This is a genomic window from Mesorhizobium sp. M0276 (genome assembly GCF_040321755.1).
Taxonomy (GTDB): Bacteria; Pseudomonadota; Alphaproteobacteria; order Rhizobiales; family Rhizobiaceae; genus Mesorhizobium.
The window spans coordinates 197,792-222,137 of sequence record NZ_JAMYSC010000003.1 but is presented as its reverse complement, the minus strand read 5'-3'; the positions used below and the strand labels follow the sequence as shown (position 1 = coordinate 222,137).

At 57.7% G+C, this 24,346-nt stretch carries 22 protein-coding genes; 15 read left to right on the top strand and 7 right to left on the bottom strand.

Features of this window, described 5'->3' with window-relative positions; all coding sequences use genetic code 11:
* Positions 1–65: 65 nt before the first annotated feature.
* From NKJ01_RS04305 to NKJ01_RS04280, 6 genes are all read right to left on the bottom strand, one after another.
* On the bottom strand, positions 66–1,118 hold the full coding sequence (locus NKJ01_RS04305) for a polyamine ABC transporter substrate-binding protein (RefSeq protein ID WP_352726407.1): 1,053 nt from the start codon (positions 1,116–1,118) through the stop codon (positions 66–68).
* Positions 1,119–1,268: 150 nt separating this feature from the next.
* A complete protein-coding gene (locus tag NKJ01_RS04300) occupies positions 1,269–2,390 on the bottom strand; it encodes an ABC transporter ATP-binding protein (RefSeq protein ID WP_352726405.1) in 1,122 nt (373 codons plus the stop codon).
* A 427-nt stretch (positions 2,391–2,817) separates the two neighbouring features.
* Positions 2,818–4,233 (bottom strand): FAD-binding oxidoreductase, encoded by a 1,416-nt coding sequence (locus NKJ01_RS04295; protein WP_352726403.1) that lies wholly within the window; start codon positions 4,231–4,233, stop codon positions 2,818–2,820.
* Positions 4,234–4,302: 69 nt separating this feature from the next.
* Entirely contained in the window at positions 4,303–5,667 is a 1,365-nt protein-coding gene (locus NKJ01_RS04290; protein ID WP_352726401.1) for an aminotransferase class III-fold pyridoxal phosphate-dependent enzyme, read from the bottom strand.
* Positions 5,668–5,896: 229 nt separating this feature from the next.
* Positions 5,897–6,388 carry an Lrp/AsnC family transcriptional regulator gene (locus NKJ01_RS04285; RefSeq protein WP_023704365.1) on the bottom strand — a complete coding sequence of 164 codons (492 nt, stop codon included), beginning with the start codon at positions 6,386–6,388 and terminating at the stop codon, positions 5,897–5,899.
* 21 nt (positions 6,389–6,409) lie between these two features.
* The gene (locus NKJ01_RS04280; protein WP_352726399.1) at positions 6,410–7,132 is read right to left on the bottom strand and encodes a haloacid dehalogenase type II; all 723 of its coding nucleotides are present in this window, start codon (positions 7,130–7,132) and stop codon (positions 6,410–6,412) included.
* 724 nt (positions 7,133–7,856) lie between these two features.
* Here NKJ01_RS04280 and NKJ01_RS04275 point away from each other — a divergent pair.
* The 13 genes from NKJ01_RS04275 (at position 7,857) to NKJ01_RS04215 (ending at position 21,356) form a co-directional block, all read left to right on the top strand.
* Positions 7,857–8,024, top strand: coding sequence for a hypothetical protein (locus NKJ01_RS04275; RefSeq protein WP_352726397.1), 168 nt, complete (start codon positions 7,857–7,859; stop codon positions 8,022–8,024).
* 242 nt (positions 8,025–8,266) lie between these two features.
* Positions 8,267–9,238 (top strand): VOC family protein, encoded by a 972-nt coding sequence (locus tag NKJ01_RS04270; protein WP_352726395.1) that lies wholly within the window; start codon positions 8,267–8,269, stop codon positions 9,236–9,238.
* Positions 9,235–9,963 (top strand): PIG-L deacetylase family protein, encoded by a 729-nt coding sequence (locus NKJ01_RS04265; RefSeq protein WP_352726393.1) that lies wholly within the window; start codon positions 9,235–9,237, stop codon positions 9,961–9,963. The genes NKJ01_RS04270 and NKJ01_RS04265 overlap by 4 nt, the downstream gene beginning before the upstream one ends.
* Positions 9,963–10,637 carry a 4-carboxy-4-hydroxy-2-oxoadipate aldolase/oxaloacetate decarboxylase gene (locus NKJ01_RS04260; protein WP_352726391.1) on the top strand — a complete coding sequence of 225 codons (675 nt, stop codon included), beginning with the start codon at positions 9,963–9,965 and terminating at the stop codon, positions 10,635–10,637. The genes NKJ01_RS04265 and NKJ01_RS04260 overlap by 1 nt, the downstream gene beginning before the upstream one ends.
* Positions 10,630–11,682, top strand: a complete 1,053-nt coding sequence (locus NKJ01_RS04255; RefSeq protein ID WP_352726388.1) for a 4-oxalomesaconate tautomerase — start codon at positions 10,630–10,632, stop codon at positions 11,680–11,682. Before NKJ01_RS04260 ends, NKJ01_RS04255 begins: the two co-directional genes overlap by 8 nt.
* Positions 11,663–12,571 (top strand): NAD(P)-dependent oxidoreductase, encoded by a 909-nt coding sequence (locus NKJ01_RS04250; RefSeq protein ID WP_352726386.1) that lies wholly within the window; start codon positions 11,663–11,665, stop codon positions 12,569–12,571. Before NKJ01_RS04255 ends, NKJ01_RS04250 begins: the two co-directional genes overlap by 20 nt.
* 135 nt (positions 12,572–12,706) lie before the next feature.
* Entirely contained in the window at positions 12,707–14,179 is a 1,473-nt protein-coding gene (locus NKJ01_RS04245) for an aldehyde dehydrogenase family protein (protein ID WP_352726383.1), read from the top strand.
* 52 nt (positions 14,180–14,231) lie between these two features.
* On the top strand, positions 14,232–14,933 hold the full coding sequence (locus tag NKJ01_RS04240) for a class II aldolase/adducin family protein (RefSeq protein WP_352726381.1): 702 nt from the start codon (positions 14,232–14,234) through the stop codon (positions 14,931–14,933).
* A gap of 210 nt (positions 14,934–15,143) precedes the next feature.
* The gene (locus tag NKJ01_RS04235; protein ID WP_352726378.1) at positions 15,144–16,577 is read left to right on the top strand and encodes an aldehyde dehydrogenase family protein; all 1,434 of its coding nucleotides are present in this window, start codon (positions 15,144–15,146) and stop codon (positions 16,575–16,577) included.
* Between the two features lie 277 nt (positions 16,578–16,854).
* Positions 16,855–18,507, top strand: a complete 1,653-nt coding sequence (locus NKJ01_RS04230; protein ID WP_352726376.1) for a sugar ABC transporter ATP-binding protein — start codon at positions 16,855–16,857, stop codon at positions 18,505–18,507.
* A gap of 13 nt (positions 18,508–18,520) precedes the next feature.
* Positions 18,521–19,489, top strand: coding sequence for an ABC transporter permease (locus NKJ01_RS04225; RefSeq protein WP_352726374.1), 969 nt, complete (start codon positions 18,521–18,523; stop codon positions 19,487–19,489).
* A 73-nt stretch (positions 19,490–19,562) separates the two neighbouring features.
* Positions 19,563–20,774, top strand: coding sequence for a substrate-binding domain-containing protein (locus tag NKJ01_RS04220; RefSeq protein ID WP_352726372.1), 1,212 nt, complete (start codon positions 19,563–19,565; stop codon positions 20,772–20,774).
* Between the two features lie 225 nt (positions 20,775–20,999).
* Positions 21,000–21,356: a putative quinol monooxygenase gene (locus NKJ01_RS04215; RefSeq protein WP_352726369.1), complete on the top strand. Its 357-nt coding sequence runs from the start codon at positions 21,000–21,002 to the stop codon at positions 21,354–21,356.
* A gap of 142 nt (positions 21,357–21,498) precedes the next feature.
* On the opposite strand, the gene NKJ01_RS04210 is transcribed toward NKJ01_RS04215, so the two are convergent.
* A complete protein-coding gene (locus NKJ01_RS04210; protein ID WP_352726366.1) occupies positions 21,499–22,389 on the bottom strand; it encodes a LysR family transcriptional regulator in 891 nt (296 codons plus the stop codon).
* Between the two features lie 274 nt (positions 22,390–22,663).
* Here NKJ01_RS04210 and NKJ01_RS04205 point away from each other — a divergent pair, with 274 nt between their 5' ends.
* Together NKJ01_RS04205 and NKJ01_RS04200 are read left to right on the top strand one after the other, a co-directional pair.
* Entirely contained in the window at positions 22,664–22,879 is a 216-nt protein-coding gene (locus tag NKJ01_RS04205) for a tautomerase family protein (RefSeq protein ID WP_352599932.1), read from the top strand.
* Positions 22,880–23,026: 147 nt separating this feature from the next.
* Positions 23,027–24,250 carry a LysR substrate-binding domain-containing protein gene (locus NKJ01_RS04200; RefSeq protein ID WP_352726363.1) on the top strand — a complete coding sequence of 408 codons (1,224 nt, stop codon included), beginning with the start codon at positions 23,027–23,029 and terminating at the stop codon, positions 24,248–24,250.
* Positions 24,251–24,346: the final 96 nt, after the last annotated feature.

Here is a 24,346-nt window from a genome sequence, read left to right as displayed (position 1 = left end):
GGATCGCCTTGTTGAACACAATGAGGCGCCGGACAGTGCCCTGTCCGGCGCGGCGCGGCATCGCTTTATTGTGCCAGCCAAGCGTTGAAGCGCTTGGTCAGATCCTCATTGTTGTCGGCCCAAAACTGAACGTCCGTCGTGACTGCCGTCTTCATATTGTCCGGATAGGTCGGCAAGGTCGGCGCAATCTTGGGATCGACCATGGCAATGGCCTCGACACGCGTAGGCGCGTAGGCGATGTACTTCGATTGCTGTGACATGTTCTTTGGATCGCTGGCGAACTTGATGAAGTCGTAAGCGCCCTCAACATGTTTGCTGCCAGCGGGGATTGCCCAGTAATCCCAGTCGAACTCCTGCCGATCCCAGACGATCTTGAAGTTCTTACCCTCCTTTATGGCATTGCCGATGCGGCCGTTGAAGGCGCTCGTCATGACAACCTGGCCATTGGCCAGCAATTCGGGTGGCTGCGCGCCCGCCTCCCACCAAACGACATCGCTTTTGATGGTGTCCAACTTCTTGAAGGCGCGATCGACGCCTTCGGGTGTGGCCAAGACCTTGTAGACGTCGCCGGCCGGAACGCCGTCTGCCAGCAGTGCCCATTCCAAGTTACCGAAAGGCTTCTTCAGCAGTGCCCGCTTGCCAGGATATTTCTTCGTGTCGAACAGGTCCGCCAGGGAAGACGGCTGATGGTCCTTGTAGACATCGGCGTTGAACGCGAAAATCGTCGAATACGCGATCGTGCCAACGGCGCAATCCAATGCCGTACCTGGCAAGAATTTCGACGTGTCATCGATCTTCGAATAGTCGAGCTTTTCGAACAGGCCTTCGTCACAGCCAGAGAGCGCATGCGATGAATCGACGTCAATTACGTCCCATGTGACGTTCCCAGCCTCCTTCATGGCCTTCAGCTTGCCAAGTTCGGCATCGTATTCCTCTTCGGTGATCTTGACGCCCGCTTGCTTGGTGTAGGGCTCATAATAGGCTTTCCGTTGGCTCTCCGAATAAGCCCCGCCCCACGAGACGATCGTCAGAGGTTCCGCGGCCTTTGCAGATTGGCAGCCAAGTACGCATGCCGCCACGGCTGAAGCGATCAGATTGATAGAGATTTCACTTTTCATTTCGATTCCCCTTTGATTCATTCTGGTTCCCGTTGAATTGGCCGGACAAACCGGCTGCATCGCCTCTTACCGGGCGTTCTTCCGCCGTGACGACGGTCGTTGTGGCCACCTCTCGATTACACTTGCGGCCGGCGTTGCCTTTTGACGCCGTCAGCTACAGTCGAGAGCCCGGCAGTCCTCGGGTTTCCAGCCGACCCGGATCCGCGATCCGGGTGTCAGGTCTGGCACGCCTTCGGCATTGGGCAGTTTGATGATGAAATCGTTGGAGCCAAGGACCGAGACCCGAGCGCGGGTGTGATCACCCAAGTAGATCAGCTCTTCGACGCGGGCGTCGAACAGGTTGGCACATGCTCCAGCGGTCGGATTGATGCGCACCCGCTCGGGTCGAAGCGACAGCGTCGTTTTGTTTCCGGGCACATGGGCTCTGATCGGCAGCGCGCGAACGTCACCATTTCCATTGACATCGACGACGCATTCGCCGGCGTTCAGCGATGAAACGACTCCAGTCAGTTTGTTGTTTTCGCCGATGAACTGAGCGACGAAAGCGTTCTCAGGTCTTTCATAAAGGTCGGCCGGAGGCGCCAGTTGCTGGACGATGCCGTCGTTGAACACAGCCACCCGATCCGACATCGTGAGAGCTTCGGACTGATCGTGTGTGACGTAAACAACTGTGACGCCAAGTTGCTCGTGGATGTGCTTGATCTCGATCTGCATGTGCTCTCGCAGTTGTTTGTCAAGCGCACCCAGCGGCTCGTCCATGAGGACCAGTTTCGGATCGAATACGAGTGCGCGAGCCAGGGCGACCCGCTGCTGCTGCCCACCGGAAAGCTGGGATGGCCGGCGTCTGCGCATCTGGGTGAGCTGCACCATTTCGAGTGCGCGCTCGAGCTTCTTGTCAATATCGGCCCTTGGCATCCGACGCACCTGGAGCGGAAATGCGAGGTTCTCCTCAACCGTCATATGCGGGAAGAGGGCATAGTTCTGGAAAACCATGCCAATATCGCGCTTGTGCGGAGCCAGGTCGTTGATGCGACGTCCGTCAAGCTCGATGCGTCCCTGGGTTGGCACTTCGAAGCCGGCGAGCATCATGAGAGACGTCGTCTTGCCAGAACCCGATGGCCCCAGCAGCGTCAGGAACTCGCCATGGCGTATCGACAGGTTGAGGTTTTTGACGACGAGAGTCTCACCATCGTAGGTCTTTTGAATATCGATGAATTCTACAAAATTGCCCGTAGAACCGCATCTCTTCCCAGGCCGCTCCGGCTCCGCCATCCTTGGGCTCTTCCCGTCTGGTTGCTGTTGTTGGCTCGCTGCTAGATCCGCGCTTGATGAGCCGTATTAACGATACGGCTGCAGGGCGGCATGTTTGACCGATGTGGTCCGGCACCACGGCGGCACCTGCCGTTCAGGCAGGTCGATCGTTGCAAATGTGCCGGCTGTTAATGGCAACCTTGAAAGGATTCTTAGTCGGTGCAGGGTCTAAGAAAGGGGCTGCTTGGACTGCCCACTCCGATAGTGCGGTTTCTTGGGGAGACGTCGCCGGCAGATCCCGGTCCCTGCGCCGGAAATGTAAGTGAATCGGGCCGCAACGACGTTTTGTCGGTTCCGGCTGGCCTGGCGGAATCTATCCAGCAGCTCCAGTAGGTAAGGCAAAATTTCGCGGCCAAACACTCACTCAGACAACAGGAATGTCGTTCCCTTAAAGCTTTGCCATGACTTTGCCGGGGTTCATGATGCCGTACGGATCCAAGGCGGCCTTTATATCCCTCATGACGCGCAGTTTGCCTGGCGCACCATATCGCTCCAGCAAATCCATCTTCACGCGACCTATACCGTACTCGGCGCTAAACGTACCCTCCATTTCGGCCGCGAGTTGATAGATCAGCGGTGAGATTTCCTGTGCAAGCCGACTTTTGAACTCACCCTTGTCGGATAGAACGGGGGGGACCAAGTTAAAGTGGACATTCCCGTCACCAACGTGGCCATAGACTGAAGCAACGGCGCCTTCAGCATTCTGTTCGACTAGTCGTGATGCCGCTTCGATGAAGGCCGCCAGCCGCGACGTGCGCACAGCTACGTCATGTTTGACCGAACCGCCGTGGTGAACCTCCGCCTCCGGTATGCTTTCGCGGAGATGCCAGAACTCCGCACGCTGCTGGCCGCTCGAGGCCATGGTCCCGTCCGTGATCAGGCCATGTTCGAAAAGTTCGCCGAGCAGTCCGGTGACGGTCTCTTCAAGGTTGAGCACAGGCGAGGCCGTCGCTGCTTCCAGCAGAACGTAATGCCGGCTCTTCCCTTGCAAGGGACGACGAAGGTCTGCCTTTGCGTCCAGAAGCAGCTGCAACGAAGAGTCAGATATGTACTCAAATGACGTGATTTGCTCGCCGGTTCGAACCTGCGCTGCAGCGAGGATTTTTGCCAGGCTCTCGACGTCGTCAATGGCAAGAAACGCCGTCACCGTTTGTCGCGGTTTTCGCGCGAGCTTCAGCGATACGGCAGTGATGATGCCCAGGGTGCCCTCGGCGCCTATGAACAACTGCTTGACGTCATAGCCGGAGTTGTTCTTCCGTAAAGGGTTGAGTTCGCTATAGAGGCTACCGTCGGGAAGCACGACTTCGAGACCGAGGACGAGATCGCGGGCCATCCCGTACCGCAAGACGGAGATTCCGCCCGCGTTGGTCGAAAGATTGCCGCCAATGCGACATGACTGCTGCGAGCCGAGCGCCAGCGGCAGCAAGAGGTCGGCATCGGCTGCGACCTGTTGAAGGTCGCTGAGGATGATGCCGGCATCTGCCGAAACCGACAGATTCGCCGGATCGAGGTCCCGCACGGTGTTCATTCTTTCGAGGCTGACGACAAGTTCGTCGCCCTTGTCGCTCGGCGTGGCCGCGGTGCAATAGCTGGTATTGCCGCCCTGCGGGACGAGCGGGACACGGCGTTCGGCGCAAGCGCGGACGATGTGCTGCACCTGCTCCGTATTTCGCGGCCTCAAAACCGCGGTCGTGCGGCCGACATAGTGCCGGCGAAAGTCGGTCGTGTAGGCGGATATGATATCCTGATCGCGCGTGACGATCTCCTGCGGCAGATGGGCAAGCACCTCTTCGATGTGGTCCATAGTGGGGTCATTCATTGGAATTGGCATCCAACCAGACAAGGTTGTGACTAAATCTTTGATTTGGACTGCTCATAGGTCCTTGAAGTCCAGGGCCAAGTCGAGTGTCTTGTCGAGCCGTTCGATCAACAGGTCCACCTCACTTTCGGTGATACAAAGGGGAGGAGCGAAACCGATCGTGTCATCGCCAAAAGCGCGGAAGATCAGACCATTGTTGTAGCCGGCGTCGAACAGGCGTGGACCGACTCGCGCGTCTCTCGAGGGCTTGCGTTTCGTTTCTTTGTCGGCAACGAGTTCAATGGCGCCCAGCAGGCCGACAGAGCGTACATCGCCGACCAGCGGGTGATCGCGAAACTCCCTCAATCTTCGTCCAAAATACTCGCCAACCCGCCTGCCGTTCTCCAGGAGGCCGCCTTCCTGGTAGAGCCGCATGACCTCAAGCCCGACTGCAGCGCTTACCGGATGCCCGGAATAGGTCAGACCGTGGCCGAACGCCGACCCGTCGGCCGTTCCGTCGGCGATGATCTCATAGACGCGGTCGGAAACGATTGCGGCGCCCATGGGCACATAGCCGGAGGTAAGGCCCTTCGCGACAGTCATGAAATCCGGTTCAATACCTTCATGCTCGCACGCGAACATCGGCCCCGTGCGGCCGAAACCGGTAATGACTTCATCAACGACGAAGAGAATTCCGAGCTCGCGGCAAGCTGCTTGCATGGCCGTTAGATAGCCTGTAGGCGGCACGATTACGCCTCCGGAACCCTGGACCGGCTCACATATAAACGCGGCGGCGTTCTCGTGGCCGATCTCGTGAATCTTGTCCTTCAGGGCCTGCACTGATGCTGCGGTGATAGCCGCGGGATCTTGTCCCACAACGTTGCGATAGGGGTAGGGCGAGGGGATGTAGTGCTGCCATGAGCGCGGCAGATCGAACTTGTCGTGGAAGATCGGAAGCGCCGTCAGGCCGGCGCCGTTCGAACTGGAGCCATGATAACCGCGTTCGAGACTGATGAAGTGCTTCTTGCGCGTCAGACCGCGCACATTATTGTAGTAGCGTACCATTCGCACGACGGTGTCGACGGCGTCCGAACCGCCGAGCGTAAAGAACACGTGGTTCAGGTCGCCAGGCGTAACTTCCGCCAGCCTCGTGGCAAGCCGGATTGCAGGCTCGCTGCCAAAATGGAAATAGCCGGTTGCGTAGGGCAGCCGCCGCATCTGCTCCATCGCGACCTCGACGATGCTCTCCTGTCCATAACCCGCGTTCACACACCAAAGGCCGGCAAACCCGTCAAGCAACGTGTGGCCGTACGCATCGGTGACGAAGCAGCCTTTGGCTGATTGCAACATGGTGACGCCGCGCTGTTCGTGCGCGCGAAGGGAGGTGACAGGATGGATGAGATGAGCACGATCATCTTCTATCAGGCTGTTCGACAGCATTTCGTCACCTCATGATTGGTTTATCCATCATGCTGGCAATGCCCCTCCGAATTGTCGCTGCGGTTCTGGCATCGGGAACCAAGTTTTGTGCCGTATCAGGCAGCAGGGACGCACATTGTGCTGGACCGCCCGATTCACTTGGCCGAAGCGGGCCGCTTAAAGCCAGGTCCTTCCCTTGCCGCGGTGTTGCGGCGTGAACGCCTCAATCCCAAAAAAATAGCTTATGTGATCAACCCTCGTTGATCAGTGACTTCAACGGAACGGTTCCGCGGTCGAAGATGGTTTTGATAACGATATAGCTGAAGTATTTTTCAACGCCGATGTTGCGATCGAGAATCGATTCCATAAGTTCCTGATAACTGGAAACATTCTTGCTGACGAATTTGAGTAGATAGTCATAGCCGCCGCTGACCAGATGGCACTCCTGGAGCATTTCGTATCTGCGAATATCGGCCTCGAATTTAATGAAATCTTCGCGTCTGTGATCGTTCAACGTCACCTCAGTGAATACTGTAAGGTGATCGACGAGTTTGGACAAATGGAGGCGGGCGTTGTAGCTTACAATATAACCAGCTTCTTCCAGGCGCCTTACTCGTGCCAGGCAGGGGCTTGGTGACAATCCCACCAATTCAGCCAAATCGACGTTCGAGAGCCTCCCATTTTGCTGCAGTTGCGCGAGAATATTGATATCGATCCGGTCTAGTTTCGGTAATCCAGCCATTCTCGCGCAACCTTTATAGAATCAGCCCCGGAGAGCTTCCTGATGAGCCTTGGCGAGATCGGCCATGCTATCGAACCGGAACTCGTATTTCGGCATGTTGCCCGGATGCATGGTAGCTCCGAAGCCTTCCTGATTGTAGCGACGATAGATCCAGCAAGAGGCGAGGCCGTGACGGTTCGCCGGCCCGTGGTCGTGGAACATGCTTTCAGCAGTGTGTAGGATCTCGTGCTTCTGGATGCCCAGCGTCTCCAGCTTCTTGATCATGTATTCGAAGTTGCGATCTGAAGGTTTGTAGGAGCCGGCATCTTCCGCGGTGTAGATCGCGTCGAACTCGACCTCGAGCTTTTCGTTGCTCGCGGCAAAACTCTCATTGTCGACATTCGACAGAATGACCAGCTTGTAGTGACGCTTGAGGTATTGCAGGGCGCCCGCGGAATCGGTGAACGCCGGCCAATTCTTCACCGACTTGCCGTATGCTATGCATTCAGCCCATGAAACCGAAATGCCCCATTCTTCGGCTAAACGCCTGTAGACGATCGGCAGAAGATCGCGGTAGTTCTTGGCGGGCGTCTGCAATTGCTGGGACGATTCGTGACGGGCATGTGCCTCGAGCACTTGGTTCCTCGATAATGCCCTCGGAAGTCGGCGGGTCAAGGGCTTGAGGCCCTCGAACATGCCCGATTCCCAATCGATCAGCGTACCATAGCAGTCAAAGGTCAGGGCTTTGAAGTCTGTCAGTTTCATGGCGTAGGTCCTTGGTGTCGATGAGATAAGCTGGCATTAAGTGGACGCGCTGACCTTCACTGCATAAACGAGACGCATTGCTCGGGATCCTCGCAATTGACTGCCTTCCAAATCGTGAAGTGCGGCACGGCGCTATAAAGTGCATTTATTTCAAGCTGAGTTCAGGCGAAGCGCTTGTCTACCCTTTCAGGCGCTGAAGCGCCCATCTGGGCTCGTATACAGTTCGAACGCTGGCATCTTGCGCCGAATCAACAACCAATCGCCGTAGAATCCATGCACCCAGATGGCATGCTCTGCCGAAAAGGGGGCTTTGATTTGGCATATTATGCTGGATTGGGAAAAGCCATCGAGGGCAATTGCCTAACCGGTTCCGAGACTTTTTGAATTTTCGTCAATTAGCCGGGCGCGTTTGGTCTTTGGAAGGGTACCGTGCAGCATTCCGGCTGTCGGCGAGACCATTAAACTCGAATGGCCTGTCGCTATTTCCTCAGAACTGCCCGCGCATTCGCGTCCCTGATGGTGGGGCAAGCTTGGGCCGAAAAGCTGGACGGCTTTACACGAGCGATCTGCCCAAAACTCAAATCGACCGGCTACGCATGCTGCGCCGTCAGTATCCCGCTATCGCGATCGTCGTTGTCTCCTTCCGGGTTCCGCTTCCCGTACCAACTGCTCGATCCCGCCCGCCCGCTATTTCGACCGGCTTGGACAGGCTGTCGGAACAAGCATGCGCTTCAGGCCTTGCTGCGCTGCGGCTGATCTTTCACCAGCCGGTCTGCTGAGCGCGACGGTCCTGACCGGCAATGTTCAGGATTTCGATTATCTCAACCAGTTTGTTCCGTCGGTGCGGGTGATCTTCTATCGGCCGGTGACAGGCTCGCGCCCGCCGGTTTGAACGCGTCTGTGGGAGACATGCCATCATCGTCGGCGTAGGAGCCGTCGGGGAACTGCGGATTTTCAGGCTCTCCCCACCTCCCACCGGTCAGAAGGCGAACACCGGAGGCTGTCCGCCGACCGTGAAACTTATCGATGTCGCTGCAAATTAATTGGGCACGGTAGCACGGTCGGATTATCCAGCTAACAGGGCAGAACCGGCATGTCAGCCAATGCTTCTGTAGCGGTGCATCGGAGGGTGGGATGAGTGTTGACGGTGAGCCCTGCTTTGATGTCGCCCATCTCGGCCATGTCGAGATTTACACAGACCGGTTCGACGAAAGCCTTGATTTTTTTACGAGGATCTATGGGCTCCGGCTTAGCCGCCTGGCCGATGACGGCGCCTATCTGCGGGCATGGGACGACTATGAGTTCCATACTGTGAAACTGACGCGCCATCAGACAGCCGGCATTGGCCATGTGGCCTACCGGGCATCCTCAAAACAGGCGCTTCACCGCCGTGTCGCCGCGATCGAGGACAGTCGGTTTGAAAGCCTGGGGTGGACGGAAGGAAACGAGGCACATGGTCCTGCCTTTCGGTTTCGCGACCCGTTCGGCCATATGTTCGAGATCTACTGGGAGACAAGCTGGTACACGCCAACAGGCGATGATGTGCCGGCACTGAAAAATACCGCAAGCCATTTTTCCGGAGCGTTCCCCCGCCGCCTCGATCACGTCAACCTGCTCGCGGAAAATGTTGCGGAATTCCAGGAGTTCATGATCACCTGCCTGGGGGCAAGGGTCACCGAGCAAATCCTGCTTGATAATGGTCGCCTCGGCGGCAGCTGGTTTACAGTCAATAACAAGACCTATGATCTCGCCTGCACAGAAGAGCATGGGAAAGGCTCGAACCGCCTCCATCACGTCACTTACGCGACCGATCAGCGGGAAGATGTCCTGCGAGCCGCCGACGTGTTCCTGCAGAACGGGGTTCATATCGAAACCGGCCCCCACAAGCATGCCGTTCAAGGAACCTTCTTTCTCTATGTCTGGGAGCCGGCTGGAAACCGGGTCGAGTTGGCCAATTCCGGTGCAAGGCTGATCCTGGCACCCGACTGGACCCCGGTGGTCTGGACCGAGAGCGAACGCAAGCGCGGCCAGGCTTGGGGCCTAAAGACGATCGAAACGTTCCACACGCACGGAACGCCTGCCAGCGATAGAGAGAATCCTGAATGACGAAGACCGCACTGATCATTTCAGCGCACGCCGCAGACTTTGTCTGGCGATGTGGTGGTGCCATCGCCCTCCATGCCAACAAAGGGTATGACGTGACAGTCGTGTGCCTGTCATTTGGCGAAAGAGGTGAGAGCGCCAAGCTGTGGAAACAGCCGGGAATGGATCTCCAGAAGGTCAAGAGCGCGAGACGTAGGGAGGCCGAGAAAGCTGCGACGGTCCTTGGCGTCAAGAGCCTGATCTGCCTGGACTTTGGTGATTATCCGCTGCAGATGTCGCAGGAGGAGAAATATCAGCTCGTTGACATCATTCGCGACGTGCAGCCCGCATTCATGCTCTCCCATTCGCAATATGATCCGTACAATACCGATCACATGTATGCGACCCAGGTCGCTCTTGAAACGCGCATGATTGCTCAGGCCTGGGGACACAATCCCGGGCAGAAGGTCCTTGGCTCGCCACAGCTCTATCTCTTTGAACCTCACCAGACCGAACAAATGGGTTGGAAGCCCTCGGTTTTCCTCGACATCACCGCTGTGTGGGACAAGAAGCGCCGCGCCATCGAGTGCATGGAAGGCCAGGAGCATCTCTGGGAATATTATACTCGGCTGGCCATGAATCGCGCCAACCATTTCACGCGTAATTCCGGAGGACAGTCCGGCGGACGGAACTGCCAATATGCGGAAGGCTTCCAGGCGGTATTTCCCGAAACCAGGGACGAACTGTGATGAGTGGCATCGTCGTTCAAAATATCAGCCGTGCAAACCCTCAAACGGTAAAGGCACTGGCGCAATGCGGGGTGGCGACTGTCCACGAAGCGCAAGGCCGCAAAGGATTGCTCGCTCCCCATTTGCGGCCAATCTTTCCCGGCAGCGCGATCGCGGGATCGGCCGTGACGATCTCATGCCCGCCCGGCGACAATCTGATGATCCATGTCGCCATCGAGCAAATCAAGCAGGGTGACATCCTGGTGCTGGCGCCGACGTCGGCATGCGAGGACGGATTTTTCGGCGATCTTTTGGCGACATCGATGCAGGCGAGGGGTGGTGTGGGCCTGATAATCGACGCAGGCGTCAGGGATATCGGTGATCTGAAGAAAATGGACTTCCCGGTCTGGTCGCGGACGGTCCACGCCCAAGGTACGGTCAAGGCCACGCTCGGGTCGGTCAATGTTTCTGTCATTTGCGCAGGTCAGTTGGTCAATGCCGGCGATGTTGTCATTGCCGATGACGACGGGGTCTGCATTGTGGCGCGCGAAGAAGCAGACGGTGTGCTGCAATCGGCCAAAACGCGCCTTGTAAACGAGGCGGAGAAACGGCGGCGGCTGGCAGCAGGTGAGCTTGGCCTTGATATCTATGGCATGCGGGAAAGCCTGGCTGCGAAGGGCATCAAATATGTCTAGCGCGATCCCGGTGATGTGGATGCGTGGCGGCACCTCAAAGGGTGGCTATTTCCTGGCTGATGATCTGCCCGCGGACCGGGGCGAGCGGGACCGCCTGCTTCTGCGGATCATGGGATCGCCGGATGTTCGCCAGATCGACGGGATGGGCGGTGCCGACCCGTTAACGTCAAAGGTGGCGGTTATCAGGCCCTCGCAGCGTCCCGGCATCGATGTGGATTATCTGTTTCTCCAGGTTTTTGTAGATCGACCGATTGTCTCGGATGGCCAGAACTGCGGCAACATCCTCGCGGGTGTAGGACCGTTTGCGCTGGAGAGAGGATTGGTGAAGCCGCAAGATGGCGAAACGCAGGTCCGGATCTTTCTGGAAAACACGCAGCAGACGGCGGTGGTCCGGGTGTCAACGCCCGGCCGGACGGTCGAGTACGAAGGCGAAACGCGGCTCGATGGTGTGCCGGGCACGGCCGCCGGCGTCCCGATCGAGTTTCGCGATACGATGGGTTCGACCTGCGGCGCCCTTCTGCCAACCGGCAACGTGACTGATGTGATCGACGGCATCAGCGTCACCCTCATCGACAATGGAATGCCGTGCGTCATAATTCGAGCTGCGGACCTGGGGATCAGCGGACATGAAGCACCGGCCGAACTGGAGGCCGACAAAAAGCTTCGGACTGCCTTGGAGGCCATCCGGTTGAAGGCGGGGCCACTCATGAAGCTCGGCGATGTCTCGGACCGGCCGGTTCCCAAGATGACTTTGGTCAGCCCCTCGCGGTCGGGCGCCAGCGTCTCGACACGCACATTCATTCCGCATCGATGCCATAAATCCATTGGTGTATTCGGGGCTGTGTCAGTGGCGACGGCTTGCTTGTTACCGGGGGCGGTCGGAAGCGACATCGCCGTTGTGCCATCCGGTGACAAAAAGGCAGTCACCATCGACCACCCATCCGGGATACTCGATCTGTCTGTGAGGATCGGTGAGGCAGGTTTTGAGAGCGCAGCCGTCATCTCGACCGCGAGAAAGTTGATGGATGGAACCGTCTTCACCTGAGCGACCCAGCAAAATTGGATTTCTCGGATTTGGCGAGGCGGCAAGGGCGTTCGCCGATTCACTCGTCGCAAGGCAATCCGGGATGCACTTCGCTGCATGGGATGTTGTCCTGACCGATCCTGACCGATCGCAGGGCATGCGCGAAGCAATGGACGGGCGTGGTATCGCGATCCTGCCGGGTCCTCATGGCTATGACGGCTGTGACTGGATTTTTTCAGCCGTCACAGCTTCGCAGTGTCTGGCCGCCACTGAATCCGCCGCGCAAGACATCAAGCCCGGCCAGACCATCATCGACATCAACTCCGTTGCACCGGCAGTTAAGCGCCAAGCCTCGGAGGTCATTACCGGGCGCGGTGCCGCTTACCTCGATATGGCCGTCATGGCGCCAGTCCATCCCAATGGGCATGGAACGCCTGTGTGTATCGCCGGACCTACAGTGGAAAAGCTCTGGCCCCTGCTCGAGGCGATTGGTTTCAATGGCCAGATAGTTGGCACAGGGCCGGGCGCCGCCGCCGCCATCAAGATGGTCCGATCCCTGTTCGTAAAGGGTTTAGAGGCGATTACGGTTGAGACACTTCTCGCTGCCGAAGCCTCAGGATGCTTCGACATCATCCTCGCCTCACTCTCTTCGAGTTACCCCGGGCTCGGCTGGCCGAAGATCGCGTCGTACCATTTCGACCGGTTGACGCAGCACGGAACGCGGCGCTCGGAGGAAATGATGATGAGCGCGGAAACACTGGATGCCTTGGGGCTCAATGGCGATCTGGCACGCGAGATTGCCACCGTCCATGCGCGCACCCACACAGCAAGGGCAAGCAAGCCGCACCGAATTCTTAACGACCTCGTTTCCGAAGCGCTGGACCATCGCCTCAAGCGTACGGCGGTTTGATATCCGGCGAGCGAGCTTCCCTCATCGGCCGCCGGCCGACAGAGATCTAATCACAGAGCACGCATTCGCAATGCGTCTACCGGCCTTCATGCGACTAATGTTGCAAAACAATTTCGAAGAAGGTGGATTTGCGAAATGACCAGCATCCAACAAACACTTGCCAGCACTTTGCCTGTTCATCAGGACCAGTTCTATGGCGGTAGATGGTATGAGACCCAGGGCGGCGAGATTGGACAATCGCTAAGCCCAGCTGATGGCACGGCTGTGGGCTCATTCAGTTGGGGAAGCCCCACCGATGTCGATCGGGCAGTCGAAGCAGCTCAGTCCGGATTCGAGCAGTGGTCGCAGGTCGCTCCGCTCGATCGCGCCAAAATCATGCGTGAGGTCGCCACTGTCATAAGGGCAAATTGTGCAGATTTGGCCTTTCTGGACGCAGCCGATGGTGGCAACCCCGTCGCGGAAATGACTCGAGATGTGTTGAATGCAGCCAACCAGTGGGACTTCTTCGCCGGACTGGTTACGGAACTGAAGGGAGCGTCGATCCCGGTGGGACCGAATGCGGTCAATTTCAGTGTCCGCGAGCCGATGGGCGTTGTGGCCCGCATCGTGGCGTTTAACCATCCCTTGATGTTTACGGCCGCTAAGGCGGCCGCCCCGATCGCGGCTGGCAACAGCGTCATCATGAAGCCGCCGGAGCAGGCACCGCTTTCGGCCTTGCGGCTTGCCGAACTCATCGGCAATCTACTTCCCGACGGGGTCTTCAACGTGCTGACGGGCGGGGCGGTCGTGGGCGCCGCTCTGACATCGCACGAGAAAGTTGCAATGGTCACCCTGATCGGTAGCGTGCCGACAGGACGCGCCGTCATGCGAGGTGCATCGCAGGGCCTCAAGCCGATCCTGCTTGAACTCGGCGGCAAGAACGCGCTTGTCGCCTTTGCCGACGCCGATCCCGATGAGGTTGCCGAGGCGGCAGTCCGCGGGATGAATTTCACCTGGTGTGGTCAGTCCTGCGGCTCGACCAGCCGATTGTTCCTGCACGACGCCATCCACGATGCCGTCGTAAGCAGGATAAAGGACCACGTCGCGCGGTTCCAGCCCGGTGTGCCCACCGATCCGGCGACCACGATGGGCGCACTGGTCAGCGAAGTGCAATACAAGAAAACTCTGGACTATATCGATGTGGCCAAGGGTGAAGGCGCAACGCTTCTCCACGGCGGCAAGCGGCCAGACAAGCAAGAGCTGAAGAACGGGTTTTTCATTGAACCGACGATCTTCGTGGATGTGACGCAGTCCATGCGAATTGCGAGAGAAGAAGTGTTCGGACCGATCCTATCGGTTCTGCGCTGGAGTGACTGGGCCTCCATGATCTTCGACGTCAATTCGGTCGAATACGGGTTGACGGGTTCGATCTGGACCAACGACCTCAATCTTGCGCATCTGACGGCCGCCAGGATCAAATCCGGCTTTATCTGGATCAACGAAGTCTCCAAGCATTTCCTCGGCACACCGTTCGGCGGGTTCAAGCAATCCGGGATCGGTCGAGAGGAATGCCTCAGCGAACTGCTGGCGTTCACCCAGGAGAAGAACATCCATATCAGGCTGCGATAGACGGGCCTGAGGTGGATGGGAGAGTAGGCACGCCGCTGGCAGGAGAGAGCGAATGGAACTGCATCAAGACGTGGTCATGGCAAACCACATCCTGTTCCAGGAAGGAGTGCTGGACGGCTTTGGTCATGTCAGCGGGCGCGACCCGGCAACCCCGGGCCAGTTTATCATCTCCCGCAGTCTGGCGCCGGCCCAGGTGAGCCTGGACGATCTCGTCACGCTGGACCTTGAGGGCCATGAAATCGACGGGAGCGGCAGTCATCTGTACCTGGAGCGGTTCATTCACGCTGCGATCTATCAGGAACGGAGCGATGTGTACGGGATTGTCCATTCCCATTCCCCCGCTGTACTTCCTTTTACGATTTCCAAATCGCAGCGTTTTGCCGCTGTCACCCATATGGCTGGATTTATCGGGCGCTGTACCGCGGTTTACGACGCGGCGGTCTTTGAAGGCTGTGACTGCGACATGCTGGTGAGAAATCTGAAGATGGGACAGGATCTCGCAGCATCGTTGGGCCGGCAGGCGCTGGTGCTCATGCGAGGCCACGGCATAACAGTCGTGGGCCGCGACGTGCGTCAGGCCGTTTTCCGGGCAGTCTACGCCGAGCAAAACGCCAAGGTGCAGATGACCGCCATCACCATGGGCGAGTACACCGCCTTAACCGAAGGTGAGGCCGCGTTGGCGGACGAAACCAATTCCGGCCAGGTCGATCGCGCGTGGAACCTGTGGGCGGGACGGACCCGACAACGGCCCTGACCGCGTCCACACGGCAAGGCTTCCGCCGTATTCTGTACCAGAGATGCGGGCACATCCCGGCCCGTCCCAATTTCGCGCTTGCCGGGATCAGCGTCACCGCGCACGAAATTATTCGCCGATACGGTTTTCCTTATAACCCCGTCCTGCGTTGTTCGGCTTATTCATTGCAACCATCCAGTCCAAATAACGAACTGATTGAGGAATGCAGTGATGGTTGAGAATTTGAAGGAAACCAGACTTTTTATCGGCGGTGCCTGGAGCGAGGCCGAAAGTGGGCGACGGTTCGATGACCTCAATCCGGAGACCGGTGCTCTTTATGGTCGTGCCGCACTTGCGGCGGCAGGCGATGTCGCCCGCGCCGTTGCCGCCGCTAAGGCCGCTTTCCCGAAATACGCAAGCACGACGGTCACAGAACGCGAGGCCCTGTTGTTCCGGGCCTCAGAATTGCTGCTTGCGCGAAAAACTGAATTCGTCGACGCTCTGGTCGATGAAATCGGCTCACCATTGCGCAAGGCCGAACACGAATTCGGCCGCGCGCTCACCTTCATGCGCGCTGCTGCGGGAATGGTCCGGACGGCGACCGGCAAAACCATTCCGTCCGATGTTCCGGGACGCATTTCGATGTCGATGCGGGCGCCGCTCGGCGTCGTCGCCGCGATCACACCTTTCAATGTTCCCCTGATCAAAGGCGTGCGTCTGACGGCCAATCCGCTGGCATTGGGGAACACCGTCGTCCTTCTCTGCTCGGAAGAAGCACCGATCATCAGCGGCATGCTGGCAAAGGTCTACGAGGATGCAGGTTTTCCCGCCGGAACATTCAACCTCGTGACCGGCTACGGTGTCGATATCGGCGATGCACTGACCGGGCATCCGGATGTGGCGATGGTCACGTTCACCGGTTCCAGCCGGGTCGGCAAGCACATCCAGTCCATCTGCGCGCGCGACAATAAGCGCGTGACCCTGGAGTTGGGCGGCAAAAGTCCGATGGTGGTCTTGGCCGACGCCAATATTCCGAAGGCGGTGGCAGCCGGGTCGATGGGCATCTTTACCTATCAAGGCCAGGTCTGCATGGGCAACAGCCGCATTTATGTGGAGGAAGGCGTTTATGACGAGTTCGTAAAGAAGTTCGTCGAATTCGTCTCCAGGCTTGGGATTGGCGATCTTCGAAGCCCAGAGACGGTGATCGGACCCATCATTTCCGAGCGCCAGCGCAAGCGGGTTCAGGAGCATATCCTGGACGCGGTCCACAATGGCGCTCAACTGCTCACGGGCGGAAAGTGGCATGGCAACCGCATGGAACCGACTGTTCTTGCCGGCGTCAAGGATGGCATGCTGTGCGCCCGCGACGAAACGTTCGGCCCGGTCGTGTCGGTCTACTCGGTGTCCAATTATGAAGAGGCGCTGCGGTTGGCCAATGACTCCAACTATGGTCTTTCATCGGCGATCTTCACCAGCAACATCGATAAGGCGCTGCACTTTGCGCAACATGTCGAGGCGGGCATGTGCCACATCAATACCAGCGCCCTGCAGGACGAAGCTCATGTGCCGTTCGGAGGGACCGGCGACAGCGGGTTCGGCAAGGAGGGCACTGGGGCCGACATCGAGGTAATGTCCGATCTGAAATGGGTCACGATCAACAGTTGACAACCGCGCTGAGCGACGTGCGAAAGCAGTGACAGCCAGACCGAATTTTAGAGATCCGCCGTTCGCAAGGACAGCGGATCTTTTGCTTGAGAGTCCCGCGCGTCACCTGAAGCCGGCGAAGAAACTTATGGCGCTGCTAGGACTATTTATTCAGCCTGGAACACCGGATGCTGTAAGAATTTTGCAAGGACAACCAGGGGCCTTAGCGCCTGCCGGTCATGTCGAAAAATCGCCGGTCGATCCAAAGGGAGTGTTGGATCGCCGAAGGCGGGATCGCATGGCAAGTGCGGCAGATGTGTACGCCACGCGAGTTGCCGCAGGGGAGGAGCAAGGCCAAATGGTCCCGTTCATGCAAATGCAAGATGAGGCAAGCAAGGCGGGCGACCTACCGTTAGCCGGTTCCCCGTCAATCGCTTTGTTGGCTGCGTCTGCCGAAGCCGAAAAGCCAAGCCCAACGCCCCGTCTGATGATTGACAACGTCGTAAAGCAGTTTGGCAATTTCCAGGCGCTACGCGGCGTCACCTTCAACGTGAATGCTGGTGAAATCCATGCGTTGCTCGGTGCAAACGGGGCTGGCAAGTCCACGCTGATCCGGATCTTGGCTGGTTACCATAAATGCGACAGTGGCGAGACCCGGCTGGTACCGAACCACGACTTGCAGGCAGAGTCGACCATCGAGTTCATCCATCAGGATCTGGCCCTGGTGGATAGTCTTAGCGTCGCGGAAAACATTGCCTTGGTGCGCGGCTATCCCAAGCGGATGGGCCGCATTTCCTGGCGCGACGTTCGGAAGCAGGCGATCGAAACCCTGTCCGGGGTCGCCGGTTCGATCGATGTCGACGCAAAGGTCGCCGATCTCAGCCGTGCCGAGCAGTCCTTAGTGGCGATCGGGCGAGCGCTTGCAAACAAATGCAGTGTTCTGGTGTTGGACGAGCCCACTGCCAGCCTGCCAGATTCAGACGTAAACCGCCTCTTCGAGATCCTGGCTGGACTGAAGGCCCAGGGCATCAGCATCATTTTTGTTACCCATCGCCTTGATGAAGTCAGGCGAATTGCGGACCGGGTGACGATCCTGTGTGACGGCCAAGTGGTGGCCGATCGCTCCATCGACGACATCTCTGACAGCGAGGTCGTCAAGGCGATTGTCGGCACCGGCCAGGTCGCACAGCGGCGCGACCCGGTGGACCTGCCGGATGGAGGCCCTGTTCTCATGATCCAGGGCGGACTGATCGGCGATGCGATCCAGCCCATCGATTTGGCACTGAGGCGCGGCGAGATCTTGGGACTGGCTGGTCTTCGCGGCGCAGGTCACGAAGAGGTCGGCCGCGCAATCGCCGGTATAGCGCCCTTTACCGCGGGAAAGATTGAGCTCGCCGGCATCGCCACCTCCCTCAAATCCGTCCGCGACGCCATTGCCTTAGGGATTGGCTTTGCGACGAGCCGACGTGAACAGGAGGCGCTGGCGATGACGCTCACGGCGCGAGAAAATCTCTTCATCAATCCGAAGATCTCAAAAAGGCATCCCGGCTGGCTGATCGGGAAGAAGCGCGAGCGTTTCAGCGCCACGGAGCTGGCGGGCCAGGTGATGCTGCGCCCACTGCGGCCCGAAACCATGGTTGGATTCTTCTCAGGCGGTAACCAGCAGAAGGTGGTGCTGGGGCGATGGCTAAATGTGGATTTGCGCGTCCTTGTCCTCGAGGACCCGACCATCGGCATCGATGTCGGGGCGAGGGCGGAAATCTATGGGTTGATCTATGAGCTCGCTGCACGGGGTCTGGGCGTCATTGTCATCTCAAGTGACTTCGAGGAACTCGCCATGATTTGCGGACGGGTACTCGCCTTCGATCGGGGCACCATCGCACAAGAAATATCCGCAGCTGACTTGTCCGTCGCAACGATCACGCACGCGGCGAGTGGCGCCTTAAACTAAGAAGTGAAATCTCATGCAAGAATTTGTTGTGTCTACGGCCCGCACGGTCTTATCGAAGTACTTGCTGCTTTTGCTGGCCTTGCTCCTGGTTGTCACCTTTTCCGTGCTGGTGCCGGACACCTTTCCCACGGTCACTACCGCACGCTCGATTCTTGATGCGATGGTTATCGTCACGATACTGGCCATCGCTGAAATGCTGATCATCATCATTGGCGAATATGATCTGTCGATCGGCTTCGTCGTCGGACTTCTGCACATCTTGATGATTGGTCTTATCGTCAAGCAGAACATTCCGTGGCCCCTTGCGATCGTTCTGGTGCTCAGCATCGGCACGGTGATTGGCTTGATCAACGGCATCCTCGTCTACTACTTCCGGATCAATTCCTTCATCGCGACATTGGGAACCGGGACAATCGCATACGGTTTGTCCAACTGGTACACCAACGGCCAGCAGCTATTCGGATCTTTGCCCAAGGGCTTCACCAATATCTATTCGGCCAAGCTCTTCGGCCTGCCGGTCGCGGCTGTCTACGTGATTGTCATCACCTCCCTGGCATGGTTTGTGCTCGAATACACCAAGACCGGCAGACAGCTTTATGCTTTAGGCGCCAACAGACGGGCTGCCGAACTGACCGGCATTTCATCGCGAAAGATCGTCCTCGGCACCTATGTCTTCGGGGGCCTGATCGTTGCTATTGCCGCCATCATCCTGGCATCGAGACTGCGGACTGGGTCCGTCAGTACTGGCCCAGATTACCTTCTACCGATTTTTGTCGGCGCCATACTTGGCTCAACGACGATCAATCCGGGCAGGCCTAACCCCTGGGGAACGGTGATTGCCGTGATGCTGCTCGGGATAGGCATCTCAGGCTTGCAGCAGTTGGGAGCACAGTTTTTCGTGGTCCCGCTCTTCAACGGCGTCACCCTGATCCTTGGCGTCGGCCTGGCGACATACTCGTCCGGCCGCGGGGGCAATCGATAACACAAAGCAAATTCACCGCAGCGGCCGTCATGCCGCGGCGGATGATCTCAAAGAAAAAGAGAGAGGAGCGAACATGACACATTCCAAAAGACGGCCGGTCTCACGATTCATCCGCCCGTGTTTTATAGCCACATCGTTGCTGACGACACTGTCCAGCATGCCATCTGCCACCTTCGCACCGATGGCCTACGCGGCCGAAGCGCTGCCGGAAGGCGCCGTTTGCGAGGTAAACCAGAGCCTTCCGGCCGATCCCGTATTGGCTGAAGCTCAGAAGATCGTCAATCACGCAGCCGGCGTCAGTTCGACATGGGATGGACCAACGTCCAGCTTCACAGCGCCGAAAGACGTCAAGATCGTCTATAGCGCCTCCAACGCGAACAATCCCGGCGATATCGGGGTGTATGACGGCTTGAAGGAAGCGGCCGCCGCGATCGGCTGGGACGTCAAGCTGATCGACGGTCAAAATTCTCCCAGCACCAATCTGGACGCCCTGTCCCAAGCCATCGCCCTTTCGCCGAAAGCTATCGTCGTCAGTAGCTATGAGCCGAAATCAGCGGGTCAACTGATTGATGAAGCGAAGGCTGCGGGGATCATCGTTGTCGGAAACCATACGGGCGAGGCCTCCGGTTTTCAGTCGAAATATCCGGGCCTGTTCACCAATATCAGCAGTGATCCGGTTGAGATTGCTAAGGTCGCAGCCTCCTGCGCCCTTGTGGCAAGCAAAGGAGCGGCCGCCGTCTCGCTTGTTAGTTGCGGCGATCAATTCGCGCTGTGCCGCATCAAGGAAGACGCCATGGGAGATGTAATCAAGCAAAGCTCCAAGGCCGCGATCCTGGCGATTAACAATTTCCCGTTTGAGGAAATTCAGCAGCGTATGGGCGCTGTCGCGGTCGCCGATTATCAAAAGCTCGGCAGCAAGCTGACATACATGCTTTCGATCAACGATCTGTACTGGGATGCGGCTATTCCAGCACTCAGCGCCGTCGGCGTCGAGCCCGATGCTGCACCCTACATGATTGCGGCTGGCGACGGCAGCCCGGCCGCCTTTGACCGGATCCGCAACCACGAACATCAGATAGCCACAGTGGCCGAACCGCTGCAGGCCCATGGTTGGCAGATCGCGGACGAAATCGTGCGAGCCCTGAACGGCAAGGAACCGAGCAGCTTCGTTTCCTATCCTCACCTCGTTACGGCCGAGAACGTTGGCGTCGAAGGTGGTGACAAGGGAGTCTACGATCCAAGCAATAACTATAGAGACCAATACAAAAAAATGTGGGCTCGTTGATCTGGAGGGCATGGCACTTGTTATGTGCCATGCCCTTTGATTTCCCGGCGTGAGGAAAATTCAATTCCAGATGAAATTGACCACACATTTGCACCGTCCGCATCATGGCGAAAGGCTCGTTCGGAGACCTTTTATCAAATCCTTCACCGGGGCGGCAAAGCGATCAAATACGGATTGAAACGAGCACGATTGTTAGCTCAAATACACACAGTAAGTGAGGACGGCATGAGTACCAGAGTTGTTGATTCACAATTTCCGCAGGCTTCCCCCTGGGGGGCACAGGGATATGCGCTTATTGTCAAGCTGCATGCCGTGGAGGGAATGGAGAACGCCCTTGAAAGGCTGCTGATGTCGGTCGTTGAACCAACGCGAGCAGAACCAGGTTGCGTGTTCTACCAACTCAATCGCGACATTGTTAATCCCGGCATCTTCCACTTCTACGAAGTCTACAAAAACCGCGACGCGTTTTTGGCACATCTCGCGACGCCCTATATCCGAACCCTTCTCATTGCCCTGCAGCCCTATTTGGCCATGGACAATGAAATGGTGTTTCTGAGCCCGTGCGGCGCCATGCACGCCTGAATCGAAAGTCGCCCCTGCTGGTCAGTTCGTCTGCGCCTCCGGTCGCTCGCCTGCTTGTGGGCGGGCAGTGGCCTGGCGAGCGACGCTTGCGGCTCAGAAATTTCCGGCAAGGGTGTGGCCGCGGCATTCACAAGCAATCTGCCTAGCCAATCTTGCTGAACACCTTGCTTGTCCAATCGAGGAACACCCTCAAGCGGGGAGAGGTCTGACGCGCTTGCGGATAGATAGCCGATACGATGGTTTCCGTAGGCCTGTACGGCTTTAGCACCTCCACCAGCGTGCCATTGACCAGGTCTTTTGAGAAGCGATAAAGCGGCGCCTGCACGAGACCGAAGCCAAGACGAGCCAATTCGGCTGATGTATCTGAGTCATTGACGGTCACGCGGCTCGGGAGAGTTGTTTTCATCGTCTTGCCGCCGACCCGAAACTCGAGTGGCATCATGGTTCCCGTCCGTGAGGATATGAAACCAATCATCTGGTGAGAGTTCAACTCATCCGGACTTTGCGGCGTGCCGTGTCGAGCCAGATAAGCCGGACTGGCGCAGGTGATCTCCGGAATGCTTGCCAGAGGACGCTTGATCAGCGTGCTGTCGGTTAGCTCGCCGACACGAATAGCACAGTCAATTCCCTCACGCGCCAAGTCAACCAAACGGTCGCCCTGACCGATGTCCAGGTCGATCTGCGGATAACGGGCAAGAAACTCCGACAGTTTCGGCAGCAGAAACGTGCGGGTCAGCATTCCGTGGGCGTCAATCCGTAACAAACCGCTCGGTTGAGGATTGCGAAAACTGGCTTCGGCTTCGTCTATGCTCGCAAGCACAGCGACGCAGTGTCCATAGTATATTTGGCCATCAACGGTCGGACTAACGACGCGCGTTGTTCGATTGAGGAGTCGGCAATTCAGATGCCGCTCAAGTTCGCGGATCACTACAGTTGTCGTCGAGCGCGGAATTCCGAGGTCTGACGCCGCCATCGTGAACGAACGACGATCAACAACCCTCAAAAACAAGCGCATACTATCAAGGTGATCCATGCGCTCATTGTTAGCACCCATTAAACAGTGAATGCAAAGGCGGCTGGATTATCGGCGCGCGTTTATCGGCTATCACATTCAGGCATTGAAGGAGAAGTCGACAGCCCCGACCCAAGACGCCACAAGTGAAGTGGCAGCCAGCGTCCACGCGACATCAGCTGGCTTTGCTCACGAGCCGTTGGTTTGACGCAACCTGTCGCACCTTGGGGGGCGTCACAGGCAATCCTTCAATGATCAGTCGAAGCAAATATACGAATGACAAAAGGAATTCTCGATGCCCTTTGCAAATATCAAACTCCCCGAAGCCGCGCTGAACAGAAAGCAGAAAGCCGAACTGGCCCATTCCGTCACCGAGCTCTTCGTAGGCTATTTCGGCGAAGGGGCACGCCCTTTCACGATGGTTCTGATCGAGGAAGTCAAAGACGGCGGCTACACCCGTGCTGACGAGGTCATGATCCTGCCAGACGCATATCGGGCGAAGCCTGATTGATCCAACGTTCATGCAGCCGCGGCTCCCTGCTTTGGCGCACCGACACCGAGGTATCGCCCTGCGCTCACGCGGGGCGATACCAAGCGGGCTCCTTACCGAAGTTCGAACGGTCCTCCGAGGATGGGGTGGCAGATGAGAGCGAATAGCATGCCCAATATCCGGCATCTGCGGGCCGTTAGCGCAGTTGCGCGCTTGCAAAGCGTCAACCGGGCGGCATGCGAATTGTTCGTTACTCAGCCAGCTGTCTCACAGGCCATCGCATGCGTGGAGGAATGGTGCGACGAGGAGCTTTTTGTGCGCCATCGAGGAGGTATGCTTCCGACGTCGCCCGGGTCAAAATTGATCGATCGCGTCAATCGAGCAATCGGCGAGCTGGAACGTGGCTATTGGTCGGCAAGGCCCGACTCGTTCTCGGCCGATCATTTCTACCAGATATCCTCTGTTCAGTTCATTGCGCTCGCCTCTCTTTCAAAAACCCGGGAGTGGGAATCGAGCTCGGCTGCCCTTGGCGTTTCCGCAACTTCGCTCAAGCGTACGATCCGGGCGCTCGAACTCACCATCGGGTGCCTGCTGATGCATCGGACTTCCACAGGAATTCTGTTTACCGACGCGGGAACACGTTTCGCGACTTCGATCCGCGAACTGGAGCTTGGCACCGACGAAATCGCCATTGGGTGCGGTACTCGTGGCGGGACGCTCCGTATCGGGTCGATGCCCTTCGCTCGGGCACAACTCATACCCGACGCGGTTTTGCTGACGCTGAGATCCTTTCCCAACTTGGAAGTGATCATTGCCGATGGCGCCTACGACGATCTGCTACAACAGTTGCGGACCGGAGAGATCGATCTCATGGTCGGGGCACTGCGGCATCAGCATCGGGAGGATGAGTTTGATTGCGTCGGGCTCATCGAGCTTCCGCTTTCCATTGTCGCTCGTAGCGGCCATCCGCTGTGTAAGCGCGGAAACGTTTCGATAGGCGACACCGTTGAATATCCTTGGATTGTTAGTCGAGATGGATCGCCGGCTCGTCATCTCTTCGAAAAGATGTTTCAGACGAGGGGCATACAGCAGCCAAGAAATATATTGGAAGTGGGATGCCAGATCACGAGCCGCAGCCTCCTGCTGAACTCAGATATGCTGGCATTGTTGTCGGCCCATCAAATCGAATTCGAACAGTTCACGGGTCAGTTGTCGGTGCTGGATATCGAGCTTGAGGAGACAAGACGCACCATTGGAGTGTCGACACGCAAGCAATGGTCGCCAACTGAGCCGCAACGAAATTTTCTTTCCGCTTTAAAATCGGTGAGTTTCTCCGCATCCCAGTCGAAGGACACGCGCGTGGCCAGCTTCAATTCTCGGCGGCGAAACTGAGCGCTGTATTGATCCATGTGCCAACTTCGCAATGGTCGATGGATCGCCTGTTGGGTGGCAAGTCCAATGGCGGCCCATCAGGGCTCTCCCAGATCG

What these genes read in the sequence shown, in the direction of transcription:
- NKJ01_RS04210 (WP_352726366.1), bottom strand. Translation starts at nt 22,389, where the DNA reads ATGGATCACCTTGATAGTATGCGCTTGTTTTTGAGGGTTGTTGATCGT.
- NKJ01_RS04300 (WP_352726405.1), bottom strand. Translation starts at nt 2,390, where the DNA reads ATGGCGGAGCCGGAGCGGCCTGGGAAGAGATGCGGTTCTACGGGCAAT.
- NKJ01_RS04265 (WP_352726393.1), top strand. Translation starts at nt 9,235, where the DNA reads ATGACGAAGACCGCACTGATCATTTCAGCGCACGCCGCAGACTTTGTC.
- NKJ01_RS04230 (WP_352726376.1), top strand. Translation starts at nt 16,855, where the DNA reads ATGGCAAGTGCGGCAGATGTGTACGCCACGCGAGTTGCCGCAGGGGAG.
- NKJ01_RS04200 (WP_352726363.1), top strand. Translation starts at nt 23,027, where the DNA reads ATGCCCAATATCCGGCATCTGCGGGCCGTTAGCGCAGTTGCGCGCTTG.
- NKJ01_RS04305 (WP_352726407.1), bottom strand. Translation starts at nt 1,118, where the DNA reads ATGAAAAGTGAAATCTCTATCAATCTGATCGCTTCAGCCGTGGCGGCA.
- NKJ01_RS04240 (WP_352726381.1), top strand. Translation starts at nt 14,232, where the DNA reads ATGGAACTGCATCAAGACGTGGTCATGGCAAACCACATCCTGTTCCAG.
- NKJ01_RS04205 (WP_352599932.1), top strand. Translation starts at nt 22,664, where the DNA reads ATGCCCTTTGCAAATATCAAACTCCCCGAAGCCGCGCTGAACAGAAAG.
- NKJ01_RS04255 (WP_352726388.1), top strand. Translation starts at nt 10,630, where the DNA reads ATGTCTAGCGCGATCCCGGTGATGTGGATGCGTGGCGGCACCTCAAAG.
- NKJ01_RS04280 (WP_352726399.1), bottom strand. Translation starts at nt 7,132, where the DNA reads ATGAAACTGACAGACTTCAAAGCCCTGACCTTTGACTGCTATGGTACG.
- NKJ01_RS04235 (WP_352726378.1), top strand. Translation starts at nt 15,144, where the DNA reads ATGGTTGAGAATTTGAAGGAAACCAGACTTTTTATCGGCGGTGCCTGG.
- NKJ01_RS04260 (WP_352726391.1), top strand. Translation starts at nt 9,963, where the DNA reads ATGAGTGGCATCGTCGTTCAAAATATCAGCCGTGCAAACCCTCAAACG.
- NKJ01_RS04225 (WP_352726374.1), top strand. Translation starts at nt 18,521, where the DNA reads ATGCAAGAATTTGTTGTGTCTACGGCCCGCACGGTCTTATCGAAGTAC.
- NKJ01_RS04285 (WP_023704365.1), bottom strand. Translation starts at nt 6,388, where the DNA reads ATGGCTGGATTACCGAAACTAGACCGGATCGATATCAATATTCTCGCG.
- NKJ01_RS04215 (WP_352726369.1), top strand. Translation starts at nt 21,000, where the DNA reads ATGAGTACCAGAGTTGTTGATTCACAATTTCCGCAGGCTTCCCCCTGG.
- NKJ01_RS04270 (WP_352726395.1), top strand. Translation starts at nt 8,267, where the DNA reads ATGAGTGTTGACGGTGAGCCCTGCTTTGATGTCGCCCATCTCGGCCAT.
- NKJ01_RS04295 (WP_352726403.1), bottom strand. Translation starts at nt 4,233, where the DNA reads ATGGACCACATCGAAGAGGTGCTTGCCCATCTGCCGCAGGAGATCGTC.
- NKJ01_RS04275 (WP_352726397.1), top strand. Translation starts at nt 7,857, where the DNA reads ATGCGCTTCAGGCCTTGCTGCGCTGCGGCTGATCTTTCACCAGCCGGT.
- NKJ01_RS04245 (WP_352726383.1), top strand. Translation starts at nt 12,707, where the DNA reads ATGACCAGCATCCAACAAACACTTGCCAGCACTTTGCCTGTTCATCAG.
- NKJ01_RS04290 (WP_352726401.1), bottom strand. Translation starts at nt 5,667, where the DNA reads ATGCTGTCGAACAGCCTGATAGAAGATGATCGTGCTCATCTCATCCAT.
- NKJ01_RS04220 (WP_352726372.1), top strand. Translation starts at nt 19,563, where the DNA reads ATGACACATTCCAAAAGACGGCCGGTCTCACGATTCATCCGCCCGTGT.
- NKJ01_RS04250 (WP_352726386.1), top strand. Translation starts at nt 11,663, where the DNA reads ATGGAACCGTCTTCACCTGAGCGACCCAGCAAAATTGGATTTCTCGGA.